At 46.8% G+C, this 18,485-nt stretch carries 16 protein-coding genes; 15 read left to right on the top strand and 1 reads right to left on the bottom strand.

Annotation, left to right across the window (positions count from 1 at the left end; translation table 11 throughout):
- Positions 1–13: 13 nt before the first annotated feature.
- The 8 genes from NKU06_RS11050 to NKU06_RS11015 all read left to right on the top strand — a co-directional run bounded on the left by NKU06_RS11050 (position 14) and on the right by NKU06_RS11015 (position 9,667).
- The gene (locus tag NKU06_RS11050) at positions 14–1,024 is read left to right on the top strand and encodes an ABC transporter substrate-binding protein (RefSeq protein WP_254731072.1); all 1,011 of its coding nucleotides are present in this window, start codon (positions 14–16) and stop codon (positions 1,022–1,024) included.
- Entirely contained in the window at positions 1,008–1,784 is a 777-nt protein-coding gene (locus tag NKU06_RS11045) for an ABC transporter ATP-binding protein (protein WP_254731069.1), read from the top strand. The genes NKU06_RS11050 and NKU06_RS11045 overlap by 17 nt, the downstream gene beginning before the upstream one ends.
- 191 nt (positions 1,785–1,975) lie before the next feature.
- Positions 1,976–2,452, top strand: a complete 477-nt coding sequence (gene greA, locus NKU06_RS11040; protein WP_253223689.1) for a transcription elongation factor GreA — start codon at positions 1,976–1,978, stop codon at positions 2,450–2,452.
- Positions 2,453–2,460: 8 nt separating this feature from the next.
- Complete coding sequence (locus tag NKU06_RS11035; RefSeq protein WP_254731066.1) at positions 2,461–2,823, top strand: SirB2 family protein; 363 nt, start codon at positions 2,461–2,463, stop codon at positions 2,821–2,823.
- A gap of 245 nt (positions 2,824–3,068) precedes the next feature.
- Entirely contained in the window at positions 3,069–5,885 is a 2,817-nt protein-coding gene (gene ptsP / locus NKU06_RS11030; RefSeq protein WP_254731063.1) for a phosphoenolpyruvate--protein phosphotransferase, read from the top strand.
- A complete protein-coding gene (pfkB, locus tag NKU06_RS11025) occupies positions 5,882–6,820 on the top strand; it encodes a 1-phosphofructokinase (RefSeq protein WP_254731060.1) in 939 nt (312 codons plus the stop codon). Before ptsP ends, pfkB begins: the two co-directional genes overlap by 4 nt.
- An 80-nt stretch (positions 6,821–6,900) precedes the next feature.
- Positions 6,901–8,592 (top strand): fructose-specific PTS transporter subunit EIIC, encoded by a 1,692-nt coding sequence (locus tag NKU06_RS11020; RefSeq protein WP_254731057.1) that lies wholly within the window; start codon positions 6,901–6,903, stop codon positions 8,590–8,592.
- Positions 8,593–8,785: 193 nt separating this feature from the next.
- Positions 8,786–9,667, top strand: coding sequence for a M23 family metallopeptidase (locus NKU06_RS11015; protein WP_254731054.1), 882 nt, complete (start codon positions 8,786–8,788; stop codon positions 9,665–9,667).
- Positions 9,668–9,811: 144 nt separating this feature from the next.
- On the opposite strand, the gene NKU06_RS11010 is transcribed toward NKU06_RS11015, so the two are convergent.
- Positions 9,812–10,381, bottom strand: a complete 570-nt coding sequence (locus NKU06_RS11010; protein WP_254731051.1) for a septal ring lytic transglycosylase RlpA family protein — start codon at positions 10,379–10,381, stop codon at positions 9,812–9,814.
- Between the two features lie 544 nt (positions 10,382–10,925).
- Here NKU06_RS11010 and NKU06_RS11005 point away from each other — a divergent pair.
- The 7 genes from NKU06_RS11005 to NKU06_RS10975 all read left to right on the top strand — a co-directional run bounded on the left by NKU06_RS11005 (position 10,926) and on the right by NKU06_RS10975 (position 18,375).
- On the top strand, positions 10,926–11,717 hold the full coding sequence (locus NKU06_RS11005; protein ID WP_254731049.1) for a hypothetical protein: 792 nt from the start codon (positions 10,926–10,928) through the stop codon (positions 11,715–11,717).
- A 138-nt stretch (positions 11,718–11,855) separates the two neighbouring features.
- Positions 11,856–12,938: a 3-phosphoserine/phosphohydroxythreonine transaminase gene (serC, locus tag NKU06_RS11000; protein WP_254731046.1), complete on the top strand. Its 1,083-nt coding sequence runs from the start codon at positions 11,856–11,858 to the stop codon at positions 12,936–12,938.
- Positions 12,939–13,097: 159 nt separating this feature from the next.
- Entirely contained in the window at positions 13,098–14,888 is a 1,791-nt protein-coding gene (locus tag NKU06_RS10995) for an extracellular solute-binding protein (protein WP_254731043.1), read from the top strand.
- Between the two features lie 27 nt (positions 14,889–14,915).
- Complete coding sequence (gene gloB / locus NKU06_RS10990) at positions 14,916–15,698, top strand: hydroxyacylglutathione hydrolase (RefSeq protein ID WP_254731041.1); 783 nt, start codon at positions 14,916–14,918, stop codon at positions 15,696–15,698.
- Between the two features lie 26 nt (positions 15,699–15,724).
- A complete protein-coding gene (locus NKU06_RS10985; protein WP_254731039.1) occupies positions 15,725–16,285 on the top strand; it encodes a manganese efflux pump MntP family protein in 561 nt (186 codons plus the stop codon).
- Positions 16,286–16,294: 9 nt separating this feature from the next.
- Positions 16,295–17,341: an ABC transporter permease subunit gene (locus NKU06_RS10980; protein ID WP_371928013.1), complete on the top strand. Its 1,047-nt coding sequence runs from the start codon at positions 16,295–16,297 to the stop codon at positions 17,339–17,341.
- Positions 17,342–17,343: 2 nt separating this feature from the next.
- A complete protein-coding gene (locus NKU06_RS10975; protein WP_254731036.1) occupies positions 17,344–18,375 on the top strand; it encodes an ABC transporter permease in 1,032 nt (343 codons plus the stop codon).
- The last annotated feature ends 110 nt before the right edge of the window (positions 18,376–18,485 follow it).

Below are 18,485 nucleotides of genomic sequence, written 5' to 3'. Positions count from 1 at the left end.
TTTAAGTGTAATGATGATGAAATTTATCGGTAAAAAAACAGGCTTAAAACCCACCACTTGGCTAAAACCTGCCGCGCTGTTATTGGCGATGGCTACCTTGAGCGCCTGCCAAGACAAACCCGCTGTCAGCGCCGATGGCAAGACGCTTGAGCCGTTGGTGATTGCGCTTGATTGGACGCCGAATACCAATCACACAGGGTTGTATGTCGCGATCGAAAATGGCTATTTTGCCAAGCAAGGCATCGATGCCACAATCGTACAACCAAGCGAAGACAGCACATCGACATTGGTTGCCAATCATCGTGCAGATTTGGGTGTGTATTTTCAGCCAAATATGGTCAAGCGATTGAACAAAGGCGAGCCAATTACCGCGATTGCTGCCATCACTCAGCATAACAGCGCAGGGTTATTATCTTTGGCAAGCTTGGGCGCGAACACACCGCAAGATCTGCATGGCAGGCGATATTCGACATGGGAAGATCCGATCGATGATGCGACAGTGGCGGCGGTGGTCGGTGCGCCATTGAACAAAATCCCTGGTGAAGCGACTGACGCGACGATGGCGCTGCGCATGGATCAGTTTGATTTTATCCTAGCCTATTATGGTTGGGACGGCATTCACGCCAAGATCAAAGGTGTGGATACGAAGTTTTTTTATCTAAAAGACGCAAACCCTGTTTTTGACTATTATTCTCCGATTCTCATCGCCAATACCGATGCGCTCAAAGAGCAGCCAGACAAATACAAAAAAGCCTTAGCCGCGATCAAAGAAGGCTATCTGTACGCTGCCAACAATCCTGAACAAAGTGCCGAAATCCTACTCAGGCACGCGCCTGAGATCAATCCTGAGCTTGCTAAGCAAAGCCAAGCTTATCTGTCTGGTTTATATCTGGATGATCAAGGCGATTGGGGGCGATTTGACTATGCGCGTTGGGATCGGTTCTTTGGCTGGGTGAATGCGCAGGGCTTGACAGATAAGCCGCTGCCACCACAAGCAGGCGTGACCAATGACTATTTGCCATAATGCAATGATGTCGCCAGTATCGTCTGTACCAAAACTACAGCTAGATGACATCAGCCATCGATTTGGCAGTGATGGCGTAGCGATTTTTGAGCATCTGACACTGTCAGTGATGCCGCGATCGGTGGTGAGCATCATCGGCACAAGCGGTGTGGGCAAGACGACACTGTTTGACATCGCAGCAGGCTTGTTGCGCCCAAGTACAGGGCAGGTGCTGATCGATGGGATGGAGCACACAGGTCTAACAGGGCAAGTTGGCTATATGCTACAAAAAGACTTGCTGCTGTCGTTTAAACGCGTTTATGACAATATTGCACTGCCATTGACTTTACAAGGTAAAGACAAAGTGCAGATACGATCGCAGATTGAGCCATTATTACCAATCTTTGGGCTAGATGGCTTGACGGATAAATTTCCCCATCAGCTCTCAGGCGGTCAGCGCCAGCGCGCGGCATTGCTACGCACTTATCTATCCAATGCCGATCTGATGCTGCTTGATGAGCCGTTTTCGGCATTGGATTTCGTGACTAAGACCGAGATGTATGACTGGTTCACGCAGTTTCGCCAAAAACAAGGCTTAACTTGTCTGCTCATCACTCATGACATCGATGAAGCGATACAATTATCCGATGAAATTTATGTCTTAAAGGGTGCTCCTGCAGTGTTGGCGAATCATTTTTGTTTGCCACAAGATGATGATTTTGTACAATCGGCGGCGTATCTGCAACTAAAACAAGCGATTTTGAACGCTTATCGCACTTAACCGAACACATTAAAATTAAGCCAAAATCAGTTACAAACTGCGCACATCAAATCGCTTGCAATTTTTAAAAAACCAAGTACAATAGCGGACAATTAACGAAATCTAAAGCCTTGCCAGATGAAAGTTTGGCAAGCTTTTTTGCATTTGATTTTTAATTTTGATTTCACAGAGTGAGACTGCAAGGAAAAGTTATGCAACGCTATCCGATGACCCCGCAAGGACACCAAGCGCTTGAAGAAGAGCTTAAGCAACTTAAAACTGTAGAACGCCCACGCATCACCATCGCCATCGCTGAAGCGCGCGAACATGGCGACCTAAAAGAAAATGCCGAGTACCACGCCGCACGCGAACAGCAAGGTCTGTGCGAAGCACGCATTCGTGACATCGAAGCGAAGCTTGGCGGTGCGCAGGTGATTGATCCGACCAAATTGCCACAAGATGGTCGTGTGGTGTTTGGCGTGACAGTTGAGCTTGAGAACCTTGACGATGGCGCAAAACGCCGCTACAAGATCGTCGGCGATGATGAAGCGGATTTTAAAACTGGTAAAATCTCGGTCAATTCACCGATCGCGCGTGGTCTGATCGGCAAATCAGAAGGCGACGAAGCCAAAATCCAAACCCCAAGCGGTGTGGCTGAGTTTGAAATTCTAGAAGTGATCTACGAATAAGGCGCGTGATGAAACATTTTCATATGCTACTTGCGGTGCTGACGCTCATCATTTTTGTGTGTCAAGCGCTGCCGATTTGGATGGGTAAGACCGCCAAGCGATCGGCGATGATCACAGGGGCAAGCCATCTGATCTATACGCTGCTGATGCTGACAGGCTTGTGGTTGTTTTGGCAGCTGTATCAAGTGGCGGGCGTGCAGCATTGGGCGATCGCTAAGCTTGTACTGCTGGTTGTTGCGGTATCAGCAATCATCAAAGCACTGCGTAATCAAGCTGTACAGCCATCACAAGCCAAAGCGGGCATGATGATCGCTGCGGTGGGGTATGTGGGTATTTTGTATTTGGCGATGGCAAAGCCACTGCTTGGCTGATATGCTGATGGCGACTATTAAGCCAAATTTTACAAAAAGCAAATCCAAGACAAATTCTAAGCTTAGAATTTGTCTTTTTTCATGTTCAAACTCAACAATTACAAAACCTGCATTAACCTTCGATGAAAAATATGCTAAAATCACCCGTTTTTGAATAATTTATAAGTTATTTGAAATAATGTAACACTAATTTTACCAAAGAATTGCCCAAGGCATGACGACTGATAGAGTAACGAAAAGTGACAATGCTTAGCCTAACCGCTGATAATGTGCGTATGCAGGCGACTGCCCGCACCAAAGATGAAGCACTGCTGGTGCTCAGTGAGATTTTACACGCCGATGGATTGACGCAGCTTGACTATTTACAAGGTCTAAAAGATCGTGAAAATCAATCATCGACCTACTTAGGGCAGGGCATCGCCATTCCGCACGGCACGCCCAATTCACGCAGCAGCATTTTGCAGACAGGTGTGCGCTTGGTGCATTTTCCTGATGGCGTGGTGTGGAATGATGCAGGTGATGTAGTGTATCTAGCGGTGGTGATCGCGGCACAGTCTGATGAGCATTTGCAGATTTTACAGAGCTTGACGCGCGCGCTTGGTGATGACATCAGCGAGCAGATTCGCGATGCTAAGACAGCCGATGATATTGTCAATGCGCTAGTCACCAAATCAAGCTTGCTGCTACAGGACAACCTGATCAAAACTGATAGTGCCGCAAGTCAAATCGATGAGCTGTATCTACAGGGCTTAACACTACTAAAATCACAAGGCATGATCACATCGCTACTGATGCCAGCACATCAGCCGACGGCACTGAGCCACGCCATGCACTGTGTGGTACTAGAGAATCCTGCGGTCAAAGAATCGGCGATGGCATTGGTTGCCAATGCGCGTGAAGCGCTGGCGGTGATCAGTGCGACACCGAGCATTGATCGTGCCAAATTATTATGGCTACTTGACGCATTGATCGATGAAAATCTGATCCAAGCGCTACAAACAGGCAATCGCACGGCGGTGCATAATCTGCTTGGCATCGAATCACAAGCTGATTGGCCAAGAGAAAGCGTCGTGCTGATGAATGAGCATGGCTTGCACGCGCGTCCTGCCACGGCGTTATCTGACCTTGCCAAGCTTGTCGCAGGCGAAATTAAAGTCGCTGTCGATGACGGTGAGTTCGTCTCAGCCAAAAGCCTAACGCGCTTGCTGTCATTGGGTGCACAAAAAGGTCAAACCCTAACTTTCATCGGCGAAACCAATACCGATGCAGTGGCACATCTGCCGAAGCTGATCGCCGCGGTGCAAGCAGGTCTTGGCGAGAATGTACAAGCTGCACGCACAGCGACGAATCCGCTGCAAGTTATGCCAAGCCAAGACATCATTGCCTATGGCACTAAGACGCCTGCGGTCAGTGCATCACATGGCTTGGCGGTCGGTGAAGCTTATACGCCGAAAGTCGAACGCCTAAGCTATCCACTGACAGGGCAGCTGCCATCTGAAGAGATGTCGAAACTCATCGCTGCGATCAATGCTGTGAAGTTCGATCTAAAAGGACTGGTTGCCAGTGCGACCAATGCTGACATTGCGCAGATTTTCACCGCGCACATCGCATTACTAGAAGATGAAGAAGTGGTCTATGGCGCAAAAGATGGCATCGATGAAGGGCAATCAGCACCAGCGGCGTGGCACGCGTTTATCGAACAATTGGCAAAAACTCAAGCATCGCTAAATAATGCACTGATGGCTGAGCGCGCCCAAGATTTGCGCGATGTCGGCACAAAAGTAATGTACAAACTGCTTGGCAAAATCCCACCAAGCGCGCCTGATAATCCGTATGTGCTGATCAAAGAAGACCTTGTACCATCGGATGTGGCAAGTCTTGATCCTACGCGTGTGGCAGGTATCATCACTGCAGTGGGCGGTGCAAGCTCGCACAGTGCCATCGTGGCGCGCGCTTTGGGTATTCCTGCTTTGGTTGGTGCAGGTCAAGGCGTGTTATCAATTGATAATGGCACGCCTGTACTGCTGGATGGCGGTGAAGGCTGGTTCGTGGTTGAGCCAAGCCAAACTTTGATCCAAGATTGCCAACAAGCACAAATCGAACGCCGCGAACAAAAACGCTTAGCATTACAGTACGCGAGCGAACCTGCGATCACGACAGATGGTCATCAAATTGAGATCGCTGCGAACATCGGCAATGTCAGTGATACTGCCAATGCCGTGGCAAATGGTGCTGAAGGCGTGGGGCTATTGCGCACCGAGCTTGTATTCATGTCGCATTCACAAGTACCTGATGTTAAGACACAAATCGCTGATTATGAACAAGTTTTTGATGCGCTGGATGGTCGCCCATTGGTGGTGCGCTTGCTTGATATCGGTGGGGATAAGGCGTTGCCATATCTACCGATGCCAAGCGAAGAAAACCCATTTCTTGGCTTGCGCGGCGTGCGATTATTGTTAAGTCGTCCTGAATTTTTACGCGATCAATTAACCGCATTGATCCTAGCGTCAAAAGGTCGCGATCTGCGTATTATGTTACCGATGATCGGTCGCATCGAAGAGTGGCGAGCGGCGCGCGCAATTCTTGATGAAGTATTGGCAGAGTATCCACATGATAAGCTACAAGTTGGCATCATGCTAGAAGTACCAAGCGCGGCAGTAATGGCAGATCAGTTGGCGCGCGAAGTGGACTTTTTCAGTGTCGGTACGAATGATTTGACACAGTATGTGTTGGCGATTGACCGCGGTCATCCTTTATTATCTAAGGATGCTGACGGTTTGCACCCAAGTATTTTGCGCTTGATCTCAATGACTGTCGAAGCGGCGCACAAGCATGGCAAATGGGTCGGCGTCTGTGGTGAGCTTGCCAGTGATCCAAAAGCTGTGCCGATTTTGCTTGGCTTAGGCGTCGATGAATTATCGATGTCAGGCTCAAGCATCGCCTTGACCAAAGCCTTGGTGCGTACGCTGAGCTTTAGAGCAGCACAGAACCTTGCCACACGCGCCCTAGAGTGCCAAACAGCAAGCGAAGTGCGCGCTTTGTCGATGGATGGTGATGCATGAGTAAGTCAGTTTTGTGCATCACACTAAACCCTGCGATTGACATGACCATGACGGTTGATCAGCTGACACTGGGTGAAGTCAATCGCGCAAGCCGTGTCCAAGTCGATGCAGCGGGCAAGGCGCTCAATTCGGCGCAAGTGCTGAGCGAACTTGGGCTGACTTGCCATGCGACTGGGTTTTTGGGCGCGGATAATGATGCGATTTTTAAGAAATTATTCAGCCAAAAAACTACACGCGGCGATATCTTGCACGACAATTTTATCAGCGTGGCAGGCGAGACGCGCACCAATGTCAAGCTTGTCGATGACGGCACAACAACTGATGTCAATGGCAAAGGCTTTATCGTGGGCGCATCAGATATTCAAGCCTTGTTCGATCAAGTAGGCACGCTTGCCAAAACTTGTGATGCAGTGCTTGTTGCGGGTAGTTTGCCGTCTGGATTCTCACTAGACGATTTTCAAGAGTTACTACAGATTTTAACTGATGTCAATGATCGAGTTGCTGTCGATGTCAGTGGTGATGCGCTAAAAATCGCAATCAACCATCCGCTATGGCTGATCAAGCCCAATGAAGATGAATTGGCGGATGCTTTTGGTGTGCAGGCAGATACTTTGGATGCGCAGCGCACACTGTTCGCCGATCTGAATACCAATATTGAGCACATTGTGATTTCGATGGGTGCGCATGGTGTCAATTGGCTGCATCGCGACCAAGTTTTGGTTGCTAAGCCCCCAGTGATGCAGGTACAAAGCACAGTTGGTGCTGGTGATACTTTGGTTGCGGGCATGATTTTTGGGCTATTATCCGATGCTGATCCTAGTGCTGTTTTGCGTCAAGCGGTGGCATTATCAGCGCACGCGGTGAGTATCGTTGGTTTTGGTGTGCCCAATACCGATGAGTTGCAATCATTGATCGCGCAAGTACAAATTCAGTGACGATTGGCACAGCCAAATATTAGATAAATTTATCATCAGTTAAACAAGATTATTTTTCATTTATTGTTAAGGATTTTTCAATGCAAAATCCACTTCCCCAAGCAGTCGCCATCAGCGTCATCAGCACATCAGCGCATGGCGTATTATTGGCAAAAAAACTTCAGCAAAGCTTGCTGCAACAAGGCATCAGCGCGACCATCATCGATGCAGATAGCGCATCTGATGCACAGCGTATTTTTATCGCTGATCATGCATCAGCACGCCAAGATGGCATCGTGATTAATGCTAATGAGCATGATGGCAGTGCTTTTACAGATAGCTATTTTCAGCAAATTTTTAATAATCAAACTGCACCGACAAGCACAGCCACTGATAAGCCACTACATTTTGTGGCAATCACCGCTTGCCCAACAGGTGTTGCACATACCTTTATGGCGGCAGATGCGCTGAAGCTTGGTGCTGAGCGTCGCGGCTATAGCATTGATGTCGAAACCCAAGGTTCTGTGGGTGCAAAAAATATCTTAACCCAAGACAGCATTGATCGCGCAGATTTTGTGATTTTGGCGACAGACATCGAAGTCAATACCGATCGATTTGTTGGTAAAAAAGTCTATCGCTGTGGTACAGGCGTGGCGCTCAAGCAGACCGATAAAGCATTCGATGATGCCATCAGTACCGCGCAATTATTGGCAAGTGCCAAATCAGCAAGTGCTGATAAAACCGATGGCGCAAGCACCCAAAAAGCAGGCGTCTATAAACACCTTTTGACAGGGGTGTCATATATGTTGCCGATGGTCGTGGCAGGTGGTTTGTTAATCGCGCTGTCGTTTGTCTTTGGTATCAATGCCTTTGAACAAGAAGGTTCATTGGCGGCGGCTCTGATGGGTACAGGTAAAGCTGCTTTTGGCTTGATGGTGCCTTTATTATCAGGTTATATCGCCTATTCGATCGCCGATCGTCCAGGTTTGGCGGCAGGTCTGATCGGTGGCGCACTGGCTGGCACACTGGGCGCAGGCTTTTTGGGCGGTATCGCGGCAGGCTTTTTGGCAGGTTATGTGTCATTATTTCTTGCCAAACAGCTGAAGCTGCCTGTAACGATGGAAGCATTGAAGCCGATTTTAATTATTCCATTATTAAGTAGCCTAGTGGTTGGTCTTGCGATGTATTATGTCATCGGCGCGCCTGTTGCTTATCTATTAAACCAAATGGAGCATTTCCTTGCCAATATGGGTACGGCGAATGCGGTGATTTTGGGCATGATTTTGGCAGGCATGATGTGTGTTGATTTGGGTGGTCCAATCAACAAAGCTGCTTATGCCTTCTCGGTGGGCTTATTGACATCAGAAAGCTATTTTCCGATGGCGGCAGCGATGGCAGGGGGTATGGTACCTGCGATCGGTATCGGTATTGCCACCATCTTGGCTGCCAAAAAATTCACCGATAACGAGCGCAATGCTGGTAAAGCGGCGATGGTGCTTGGTGCATGCTTTATTTCTGAAGGGGCGATCCCATTCGCTGCCAAAGACCCTGTGCGCGTCATCCCATGCTGTATCGCAGGCGGCGTGCTGACTGGTGCATTGGTGGCGTTGTTCGACATTACTTTGGTTGCACCGCATGGTGGTGTGTTCGTGTTATTAATCCCTGGTGCGGTCAATCATGCCTTGATGTATCTGGTGGCGATCGCAGCAGGTAGTGTACTGACAGGCGTGGCGTACGCTTTGGTGAAGCAAAAAGATCCTGCACTGACAGCACCAGTTGCGACACAAGCGTGAAGCCATATAGTTGAAAAGCTGTAAAACAAATTGACAAAAAGATACAAAACCTGCCATTTGGCGGGTTTTGTGTTATTGATCATCATGTTACAATACCGAACCAATGCTAGGTTATGATTTTGACAGCCATCGGCGTTTGGATAAAGATTTGATTTTTTGTGTTATTTTAATAAAAAGTGATGTGGAGAAAACAATGCGCGCAGTGACTCAGTCGGCTCATTCGATGAAGATGGCAACGACGGCGACGGTTTTGATGGCTTGTGTTTTAGCAGGGTGCGCCAGCAAGCCCAGTTATAACAGCTCAACAGGTCAAGGCGGCTCATCGCGCAGCACTCAAGTCATCACGGACAAAAAGGGCGTGCCAAATCGCTATCAAGTCAAGCAAGGCGATACTGTGGGTAAGATTGCACAGCGTTATGGATTAGACTGGCGCGAAATCGGTCGTATGAATAATTTGAACAGTAATTACACCATCTACACAGGGCAATGGCTGACGCTATGGACAGGCAGTGTCAGCGCACGCGATCGCAATACGCGCAGCAGCACAACGCCACGCGCCCAAACCCAAACCACCCAAACGACAACGCGCACCACCACGCCGACCGTTGCACCACAGCCAGCACCGCGTACACCGCCAACCATCGCTGCACCAACAGCCAGTACCGCACCATTTGCCACAGGCAGCTCAGGCGTGATGCAGTTCCGCTATCCTGTCGGCACAAGCAACCCTGTCGTACGCCGTTTCGGCACGCATAACATCAATGGACAAATGGTCTCATCGAACGGGATGTGGTTCTCAGGCAAAGAAGGCGATGCCATCAACGCAGCGCGCGCAGGCACAGTGATTCATGTCGATAAAGACAGCGTGGCAGAATCAACGATCCTAATTCAGCATACCGACGGCTTCGTCTCTAGCTATGTGTATATCAAAGATGCGCGCGTCAAATCAGGCGATGCTGTCAATCAAGGACAGCGCATCGCCGGTATGAAAGCTCAGCGCGGCGGTGTTGCCTTATTTGAGTTCCGTGTTGCGCGTAACAATGTCTATGTCGATCCTTTGACCGTGTTGAAGTGATTTTTAAATACCAAAAACTTCATATGTCAAACCGATGAGTCAAATCATCGGTTTTTTATTGGTAAAATTACAAATTCATGAGCAAAATTTTACCCCCAGTTGATCACAAACAGGGGGTAAGGCATAAAATTGGTCAAGCTATCATCAGTCGATGCGCTCGATGGTGACATTGCCGACATTGCCTGTCATGCCGATGGCTTTAGCAGCACCATAAGATAGACTCAGCGCGCTGCTGCCTGATGATGGGCGATCGTTGATTTTCACTACGACAGATTTGCCATTGTCACGGTTAGTGACGCGAACATAGCAGTTCATTGGCAATGAGCTGTGTGCGGCGGTCATGGCATTCATATCAAAAGTTTCGCCACTTGCAGTCTTGCGACCATGGAACTGACGACCATACCATGAAGCCAAGCCAGTTTGCTTGAATTTATTGACAGTACTAGAAGCAACAGCGGTGAGTTTTTCTAGAACAGGAGTGTCTGAATCTGCTTTTTTGGCATTTTTAGCACTTTGTGCCATCAATGGGCTGTTTAGTGCCAATGATGCAGGTTGGCGAGCAGTTTTTACCAAGCGCGATGCATTATTATGCTGTGCGGTCAGCTGCTCTAGGACATTGTCGATGTTCGTTGGGTTTGAATCACCTGCATAAGCGCAGAAACTAGCACTGGCGATTAGTGTGAATCCAAACAAAGATTTGCCAACTGTTTTCATGGTTGCCTCTTTAGTGTTGAAAGCTTTATATGGCTACTTGCCAACGAGCGTCATCAATAACGAAATAAAGTCGCTACTATCAAGTATCAATACCATTGTAAAAGTATTAATAACAAGTAAGTTTACATTATCCCAAGTCATCCAACTTACAAACAAGATGATCGGGGTTTAAAAATGACACAAACTACAATAAAGCAAAGACTTCAATCAGTTTGTACACAGTTTTTGACTTGTAAAACATTGCCAAATTTATGCCACATTTTGTTACATTTTTGGCGATGCTCAATAAGCCATTGATCAAAACATTTTTTTACAATCTTATATTAGCACCATTTTTCGAAAATACAAGGGTAAATTGGCACAAAAAATGACTGTTTTGTTCATTTTGTGTAGTTTTTTCGGGGATTTTGGGTGATTTATCGATAATTTATTGATAAATTGCATGATAGCGCGCACGGAAATTGATGAAAAATTTGGCAAAAATCATCAATTTGGTGTAAGCTATAAGGCTATTTTTTGTGCTTATGCGATGGGTTGAATAGTCATGCGACAGTCGTCATCTGTGTTATCTCAGAATCGTTTGATCTATGATCAATTGGAGCTTGTGCTGTGGGCGAATCGTACACAGCCGACGATGCGCATCATGCCAGCTGTTGGACTTAAACAAGAAAATCATCAGACAACAACTTCAGCACAATCAGCACAGATAATTAAGAATAACTTAAGCGTAGATAATAAGACAAGAAAAGAGCAGGCTTCAGCACGCCCAAATGCTGTATCTTATACTGAAGTGTCGTCTTATCTTGATAAATTGGCAAAAAAAATCAGTACAAATCAAGATATCATCCAAAACACCGCCCAAGATACCAGTAATTCTAAAAGCACAAACACCACACAACCAAGCGATGCCGCAGACTTGTTTATCGACACCATTAAATTTCATCTGCAAGCGTTTAGCTATTGTGATTGGATGGTGTTGATCGATCACACCGATCTTGACAGTGCAGAGCTTACTACTTGGCAATCGCTGACTGCCGCGCTCAATAAAAGTCAGCAAGGCGCGTTTGCGATGCGTGAGATGCATTATCCGTCTTTTGATGATGATCCGTTTGCCAATCAGCTGTCGGCGGTGAACAGCGGTTTCAAGGGATTTATTTTTGGGCTGCGCCTAAAAAGCCCACAGGTGGATAAATTGGCGGTATTGACCGCGTTGCCATCGTGCTTAAACTTGGATGAATTAAGTATGTTTAAACAAATTAATCATCAATATTCCTTAAATGCTATGCAAAATGATCCGCAGCTAAAAAAACAATTTTGGCAATTATTACACACCTAATGCCTTTGGTCATATCAGTCTGATTGGTTGATCGATAAATAGAGCAATTCAAGTAAATTGCCAGTAAATTCTTTGCCAAAGCTTATGCATTTCATGCTAGAATAAGTAGAATTTTTCACCCAGATTAAGGATATTTTCATGACCCGTTTAGCGAATTTTTGTGCAGGTCCTGCCAGTATGCCGACAGCTGTGCTTGAGCGCGCCCAAGCTGAGATGCTTGATTGGCAAGGCATTGGCGCATCGGTGATGGAGCTGAGCCATCGCAGTGCTGATTATATCGAGATGGCTGAGCGTGCCGAAGCCAATTTGCGTAAGCTGATGAATATCAGTGATGAATATGCTGTGCTGTTTTTACAAGGTGGTGCGGCGCTGCAATTTTCTAGTATTCCTTTAAATTTGCTAAATAATGGCACAGCGGATTATTTGGATACTGGTGCGTGGTCAGCCAAGGCATATAAAGAAGCCAAGCGCTATGAAGCATTGGGTCTTGGCAAGGTAAACTTGGTCGCGCAAGGTGATGGCAGCGATGTGCCAGCGTTTGATACTTGGCAGCTAAGCGATGGCGCAAGCTATTTTCACTATTGCCCAAATGAGACCATTCATGGTGTGCAGATCTTTGATGTGCCACAGGTGAACGCGCCGATTGTCGCTGATATGTCGTCGTGCATCTTGTCAGAGCCTGTTGATGTGAATCAGTTTGGCATGATTTATGCAGGGGCGCAAAAGAACATTGGCCCTGCAGGTCTGACATTGGTCATCGTGCGTAAGGATTTGCTTGAGCAGGCAAGCCCTTGGTGCCCAAATGTGATGAATTATAAAAATCAATTTGAAAATGATTCAATGCTGAACACGCCATCGACCTATGCGTGGTATCTATCAGGCTTGGTGTTTGAATGGCTGCTTGAGCAAGGCGGTGTGGATGCGATCGCCAAGGTCAATCGTGCCAAGGCAAAAGCGCTGTATGATGCCATCGATGGCAGCGATTTTTATACCAATAAAGTCAATCCTGTGCACCGCTCTATCATGAATGTGCCTTTCCAATTGGCGGATAGCAATCTTGATAAGCTATTCTTGGAAGAAAGCAAGGCGGCAGGCTTATTAAACCTAAAAGGTCACCGCGTCGTCGGCGGTATGCGCGCTAGTATCTATAATGCTATCACCCTTGAGCAAGTGCAGGCGTTGGTCAGCTTTATGGCAGAGTTTGAGCGTAAGCACGGCTGATATTATTAACTTTAACTTAATATGCCATTATTTCAGCGATATGGACAACAGCCACGAACCTGCAAGGTAGGTTCGTGGTTTTTGCCATGTTTGCTGACCGTATATTTGCTTCCGTGCTTGGTAGCTTGTAGCGATACTGATGGTAATAGTGGGCAAGCTGTGCAATCAGTCGCTGTCAAGCGATTGGACGCTGCAAATCTAAGCGATGCCCAAAAGCATAGCCACTTGGCAGATGGTGTCATCACCACGACGACGCTTACGGTGAATAATAGCGTGCAATATGCTGACGCGACCCATCTGCCCTATGCCAATCCGAATGCGCCTAAAGGTGGCGTGCTGTCAATGCCTGCCATCGGGATGTTTAACAGCGTTAATAGCTTTATTGATCAAGGCGTGCCAGCGACAGGGACTTTTTATCTGTATGATACCTTGATGGCAGGATCGCTTGATGAAGCCTTTGTGCTATATCCGCAGCTTGCCAAGAAAGTCATGCACAATCCTGATGATAAAAGCTGGATCATTTATCATATCCATCAAAAGGCAAGATTCTGGGATGGTAGTGCAGTCACGGCTGATGATGTCAAGGCTACTTTTGAGCATATCTTAACAAATGGCTTGATGTCGTGGCGATCATTTTTGGGCGGTATCATCGCCATCGAGACACTAGATCAGCATCGCGTGAAGTTTTATTTTGATGAGGGTGCATCAGCTGATCTTGGCATGACGGTGGGTTTGATGCCGATTTTTGCCAAAAAAGACATTGATGCGCGCTTTAGTCAGTCAAGTCTGACACCGCTCTTGGGCAGTGGTGCATATCGGCTTGATATTGCTGAGCCATCACGCCGCATTCGCTATGTGCGCGATGCCAATTATTGGGGTGATGATGTGATGGTCAATCGTGGGCGGTTCAACTTCGATGCCATTGAATATCAGTACTTTGCCGATGAAGCGGTGGCGTTCGAAGCGTTCAAATCAGGGCAATATCAGTTTCGCACAGAAGCTGATATTAAGCGTTGGGCAAGCTTTGATCCTAAGCAAAATAATTTACCGATTATTAAAGCAGAACTAAGCAATCAAAATCCTGTCTTAATGCAGGGCTTGGTGATCAACTTACGCAAGGCGAAATTTGGCGATATTCGCGTGCGTCGCGCGCTGAATTTGGCTTTTGATTTTGAATGGGTAAATGCGCAATTATTATACGGTGAATATCAGCGGCTTAATAGCTATTTTTATGGCTCAAGCATCGCCGCCAAGGGCAAGCCTTCAGCAGAAGAGTTGGTGATTTTACAATCATTACCTTTAAGTGAAATTGAACAATCAGCACTTGATGGTGTGCCTACTCAGCCAGTATCCGCAGGCGATGGCATCAATCGTGATAATTTGCTCAAAGCGCGGCAATTGCTCTTGCAAGCTGGGTTTGGTTATCAAAATGGACAATTGATCGATCAGCAAGGCAAGGTGGTCAGTATTGAGATTTTGGTGGCTGATGATAAGCACCAAGCGATTTTATTGCCTTATGTGAAAAACTTACAAAGGCTTGGGTTTGACGCCAGTATTCGCCGCATGGACAATGCCAGCTATCTTGCGCGCAAGCGAGCATTTGACTTTGACATGATCATCGACAGCTTCATGCAGGGCAATGCACCGGGGGCGGAGCAGGCGTATCTGTGGGGGTCGGCAGCGGCTGATGAAATGGGTAATCAAAACACCATCGGCATCAAAAGCCACGCCATCGATGCCATCATCACAAAGCTTGCCCAAGCTACCACGCGCCACGATGTCGAAATCTATGCCAAAGTGCTTGATCGGCTTCTGCTCGCGGGCGAATATATGATACCATGGTATGGGAAAAACTCCACCGATGTCATGTATTATCACGGCTATCAGCACCCAAATCGCTTGCCGACGAGCAGTATTGGGCTGGATTATTGGTGGTATGATGCACAGTAAGAATAAAAATACTATTTGGAATTGTTTATGAAAACTTATCAAATACACGCGATTAAGGCTTTTGATGATAATTATATTTGGGTGATCGTTCGCGATGATCAAGCGGTGATTATTGATCCAGGTTCGGCAGCAGAAGTTGAGACATTTTTACAAGATCATCAACTAAACCTACAAGCCATTTTAATTACTCATCATCATAATGATCATATCGGTGGCGTGGCAGCTTTGATGGATAAATACAAAGACTGTGTATTGTACGCACATAGTCATCACGGTGTAGCCCAAGCCAATGCAGTCGATGAAGGTGATATCGTCACGGTGCTTGGACTTAAGTTTGCTGTGTGGCAAAGCTTTGGACATACGGATAGCCACATCAGCTATCTTGTGCAAATCGACGGTGCTATGCGCGTGTTCTGCGGCGATACACTGTTCAGCGGTGGTTGTGGACGCGTATTTACAGGGACGATCGAGCAGCTGTTCGCAAGTTTTCAGCGCTATTTGACCCTATCTGATAATACGCTATTTTATCCTGCGCATGAATATACGCTGTCAAATTTACGATTTGCCAAGGCGGTGGCAGTAGATGGTGATTTGCCACAGATTGATAAGATGTATGATCAAGTGAGCAAAACTTTAGCAGATGGTGGCATCAGCTTGCCTGTGAGCCTAGATCATGAAAAGGACTGCAATGTCTTTATCCAAGCTTGCAATGCTGATAAAGCAAAACAAATCGCCATGAAAAATAACTTAACAGACAGCTCACCACTTGCAGTGTTCACTTGGCTGAGAGAATCCAAGAATAATTTTTAATTTAAATAAATAATATTGAGTAAAATATGAGTTGGTTTGCCCTGATTGTCCTGGCTTTTGGTATGTCGATGGATGCCTTTTCGGTCGCCATCGCCAAAGGTGCGGCAGCGCGCGGCATGACTTTTACCAAGGCGATCAAGCATGGCTTGGTATTTGGCGTGGTGGAAGCGATCGCGCCGATTTTGGGTTGGCTACTTGGCATGGTAGCGCAGCAGTGGATGGCAAGCGTCGATCATTGGATTGGCTTTACATTATTGACCATCCTTGGTATACGCTGTATTTATGAAGCGATTTGGAGTGATGACGATGATGACGATGCGCCGAATCGTACGGGGATTTGGCTGTTCATCACGGCGATTGCCACCAGTATTGATGCGATGGTCGTGGGCGTATCGCTTGCCTTTTTGGAAGTTAATATTTGGCTTGCAGCACTGATGATTGGTCTTGCGACGACGACGATGGCGACGATTGGCTTGTATCTGGGACGACAATTGGGCGAGCGATTCGGCAAGGGCGCGATGATTGCAGGTGGCTTGGTGCTAGTTGCGATTGGTTCATCGATATTGTATTCTCACTTAACAGCCTAAGGGATTATCGTGCATTATTTGACTAATCGTATTCTGCTAATGATACCGACGCTTTTTGTCATTTTGCTAATCAATTTTGCCATCGTACAAATTGCACCCGGTGGGCCGCTTGAGCAGCAACTTGCCAAAATCCAAGCCGAGCAGCAAGCACTATCCGCACAAGGCTTTCAGCTTGCCACGATCAATTATCAAGGGGCAAGCGGTCTAAGTCCTGAGATGCTTGCTGAACTAAATACGCGATTTGGCTTTGATTTGCCTGTGGTTGAGCGATTTTGGCTGATGCTATCGCAATTTGCGCGCTTTGATCTTGGGCAATCATTTTTTCAAGGGCAGGCGGTGCTTGATTTGATCACCCAAAAACTCCCCATTACGCTACTGTTTGGCGCGCTTAGCCTGATTGTGATGTATGGCATGGGTGTGTGGCTTGGGGTGCATAAGGCGCGTCGGCATGGTTCGCTGACTGATACGCTGACCACGCTGCTGCTTGCCGTGCTGCACGCTTTGCCTGTGTTTATGCTGGCACTGCTTTTGCTTGTGCTGTTCGCAGGCAATGAATTTTGGCGCATTTTTCCCATGCAGGGCATCATGTCGGCAAATTTTTATGAGTTAAGTTTATTTAATAAAATTAAAGATTTGCTTTGGCATCTCACCTTACCTGTCTTGGCAAGTAGTGTTGGCTCTATCGCAGGCATTGCGTATTTGACCAAGTTCAGCATTTTATCACAAGTACAATCCCCTTACGTCTTTGCCATGCAGGCCCAAGGCATCAGCCGAAGCCGCCTGATTTATTCACAAGTTCTAAAAAATGCTTTATTGCCAGTTGCTGCCAATTTACCAATGGCGGTGATCGGCGTGCTGTTTTCGGGTAATTTTCTGATTGAAGTGATTTTTGGCATTGATGGGCTTGGTAGATTGGCTTTTGATGCGGTGATGCAGCGTGATTATCCACTGATGTTTGGCATCTTGTATGTCTTTACCTTGATTGGCATGGTGGTGCAGCTTGTTTTTGATTTGTTGTATCAATGGCTTGATCCACGCGTGGACTTTGGGCGGTGATGATGGCGCAGCATTTTTCACTCGATCAATCGCAATATCGCACACGCTGGGCAAGATTTCGCAAGCAGAAGCTAGCTGTGATTTCATTGTTTATCTTTATAATCATTTTTGTATTATCATTAGGTGCACCACTGATCGCTAACGATAAACCACTATTGGTATCTTATCAAAATTCGCTGTATTCGCCGATCATTCATAATTATCCTGAGACTACTTTTGGCGGGGTATTTGAGACCAGTGCCGATTACCAAGATCCAGCGGTGCAGGCGATGATTAATAAGCATGGCTATATAATATCTGCGCCACTGCCTTATGGTGAATATAGCCTTGTATTAGATGCGGATACGCCACACCCGAGCGCGCCAAGTATGAGCCATCCGCTTGGTACAGATGATGTGGGGCGTGATGTGCTTGCGCGAATTTTGTACGCACTGCGTGTATCTTTGCTATTTGGTATTGGTTTGAGTGTGATCGGTTCGATGATTGGTGTGCTTGTCGGTGCGGTGATGGGTTATTTTGGCGGCGTGGCTGATTTATTAGGTCAAAGGCTGCTTGAGATTTGGATTGGTCTGCCTCAGCTTTTTGTGTTGATAATTCTTGCCAGTATTTTTGTGCCATCGACGCAGGTGCTGTTTTTGCTATTATTGAGTTTTGGGTGGCTGACGCTTGTGCCGATGACGCGGGTGCATTTTATGAAAATGCGCCGTGAAGGCTATGTGACAGCTGCGCAAAACCTTGGCATTCATCCTGTGCGTATCATGCTGCGCCATATTTTGCCAAGTACGATTTTACTTGTGCTGTCGCAGCTGCCCTTTGTGATGGTGATGAATATTTCTGCTTTGACGACGCTTGATTTTCTTGGTTTGGGCTTGCCTGTGGGCACAGCAAGTTTGGGTGAATTATTGGCACAAGGCAAGAACCATCTGGATGCGCCGCATTTGGTGTTATCAGGCTTTGTGGTGCTTGCTGTGGTGCTGTCGTTGTTGATTTTTATTGGGGAAGGGCTGCGCAATGCATTTGACATCAAGCACTAAGCCTGGTTTGATAAGTATTAAAAATTTATCAATTTATCTTAATAGTGAAAATCATAATAAAACTATTATTGATAAGCTAAGCTTATCAATACCAAGCGGTGAAATCTTCG

This window comes from Moraxella sp. FZLJ2109, from assembly GCF_024296965.1.
GTDB lineage: Bacteria > Pseudomonadota > Gammaproteobacteria > Pseudomonadales > Moraxellaceae > Moraxella.
The sequence above is the reverse complement of the archived record's forward strand: the minus strand, read 5'-3'. Positions and strand labels throughout refer to the sequence as shown.

Excerpts from the sequence above, each read along its gene's own strand:
- serC (WP_254731046.1), top strand. The coding sequence starts at position 11,856 with ATGACCCGTTTAGCGAATTTTTGTGCAGGTCCTGCCAGTATGCCGACA.
- NKU06_RS11015 (WP_254731054.1), top strand. The coding sequence starts at position 8,786 with ATGCGCGCAGTGACTCAGTCGGCTCATTCGATGAAGATGGCAACGACG.
- NKU06_RS11050 (WP_254731072.1), top strand. The coding sequence starts at position 14 with ATGATGAAATTTATCGGTAAAAAAACAGGCTTAAAACCCACCACTTGG.
- NKU06_RS11035 (WP_254731066.1), top strand. The coding sequence starts at position 2,461 with ATGAAACATTTTCATATGCTACTTGCGGTGCTGACGCTCATCATTTTT.
- greA (WP_253223689.1), top strand. The coding sequence starts at position 1,976 with ATGCAACGCTATCCGATGACCCCGCAAGGACACCAAGCGCTTGAAGAA.
- NKU06_RS10975 (WP_254731036.1), top strand. The coding sequence starts at position 17,344 with ATGGCGCAGCATTTTTCACTCGATCAATCGCAATATCGCACACGCTGG.
- pfkB (WP_254731060.1), top strand. The coding sequence starts at position 5,882 with ATGAGTAAGTCAGTTTTGTGCATCACACTAAACCCTGCGATTGACATG.
- NKU06_RS11005 (WP_254731049.1), top strand. The coding sequence starts at position 10,926 with ATGCGACAGTCGTCATCTGTGTTATCTCAGAATCGTTTGATCTATGAT.
- NKU06_RS11020 (WP_254731057.1), top strand. The coding sequence starts at position 6,901 with ATGCAAAATCCACTTCCCCAAGCAGTCGCCATCAGCGTCATCAGCACA.
- ptsP (WP_254731063.1), top strand. The coding sequence starts at position 3,069 with ATGCTTAGCCTAACCGCTGATAATGTGCGTATGCAGGCGACTGCCCGC.
- gloB (WP_254731041.1), top strand. The coding sequence starts at position 14,916 with ATGAAAACTTATCAAATACACGCGATTAAGGCTTTTGATGATAATTAT.
- NKU06_RS10985 (WP_254731039.1), top strand. The coding sequence starts at position 15,725 with ATGAGTTGGTTTGCCCTGATTGTCCTGGCTTTTGGTATGTCGATGGAT.
- NKU06_RS11010 (WP_254731051.1), bottom strand. The coding sequence starts at position 10,381 with ATGAAAACAGTTGGCAAATCTTTGTTTGGATTCACACTAATCGCCAGT.
- NKU06_RS11045 (WP_254731069.1), top strand. The coding sequence starts at position 1,008 with ATGACTATTTGCCATAATGCAATGATGTCGCCAGTATCGTCTGTACCA.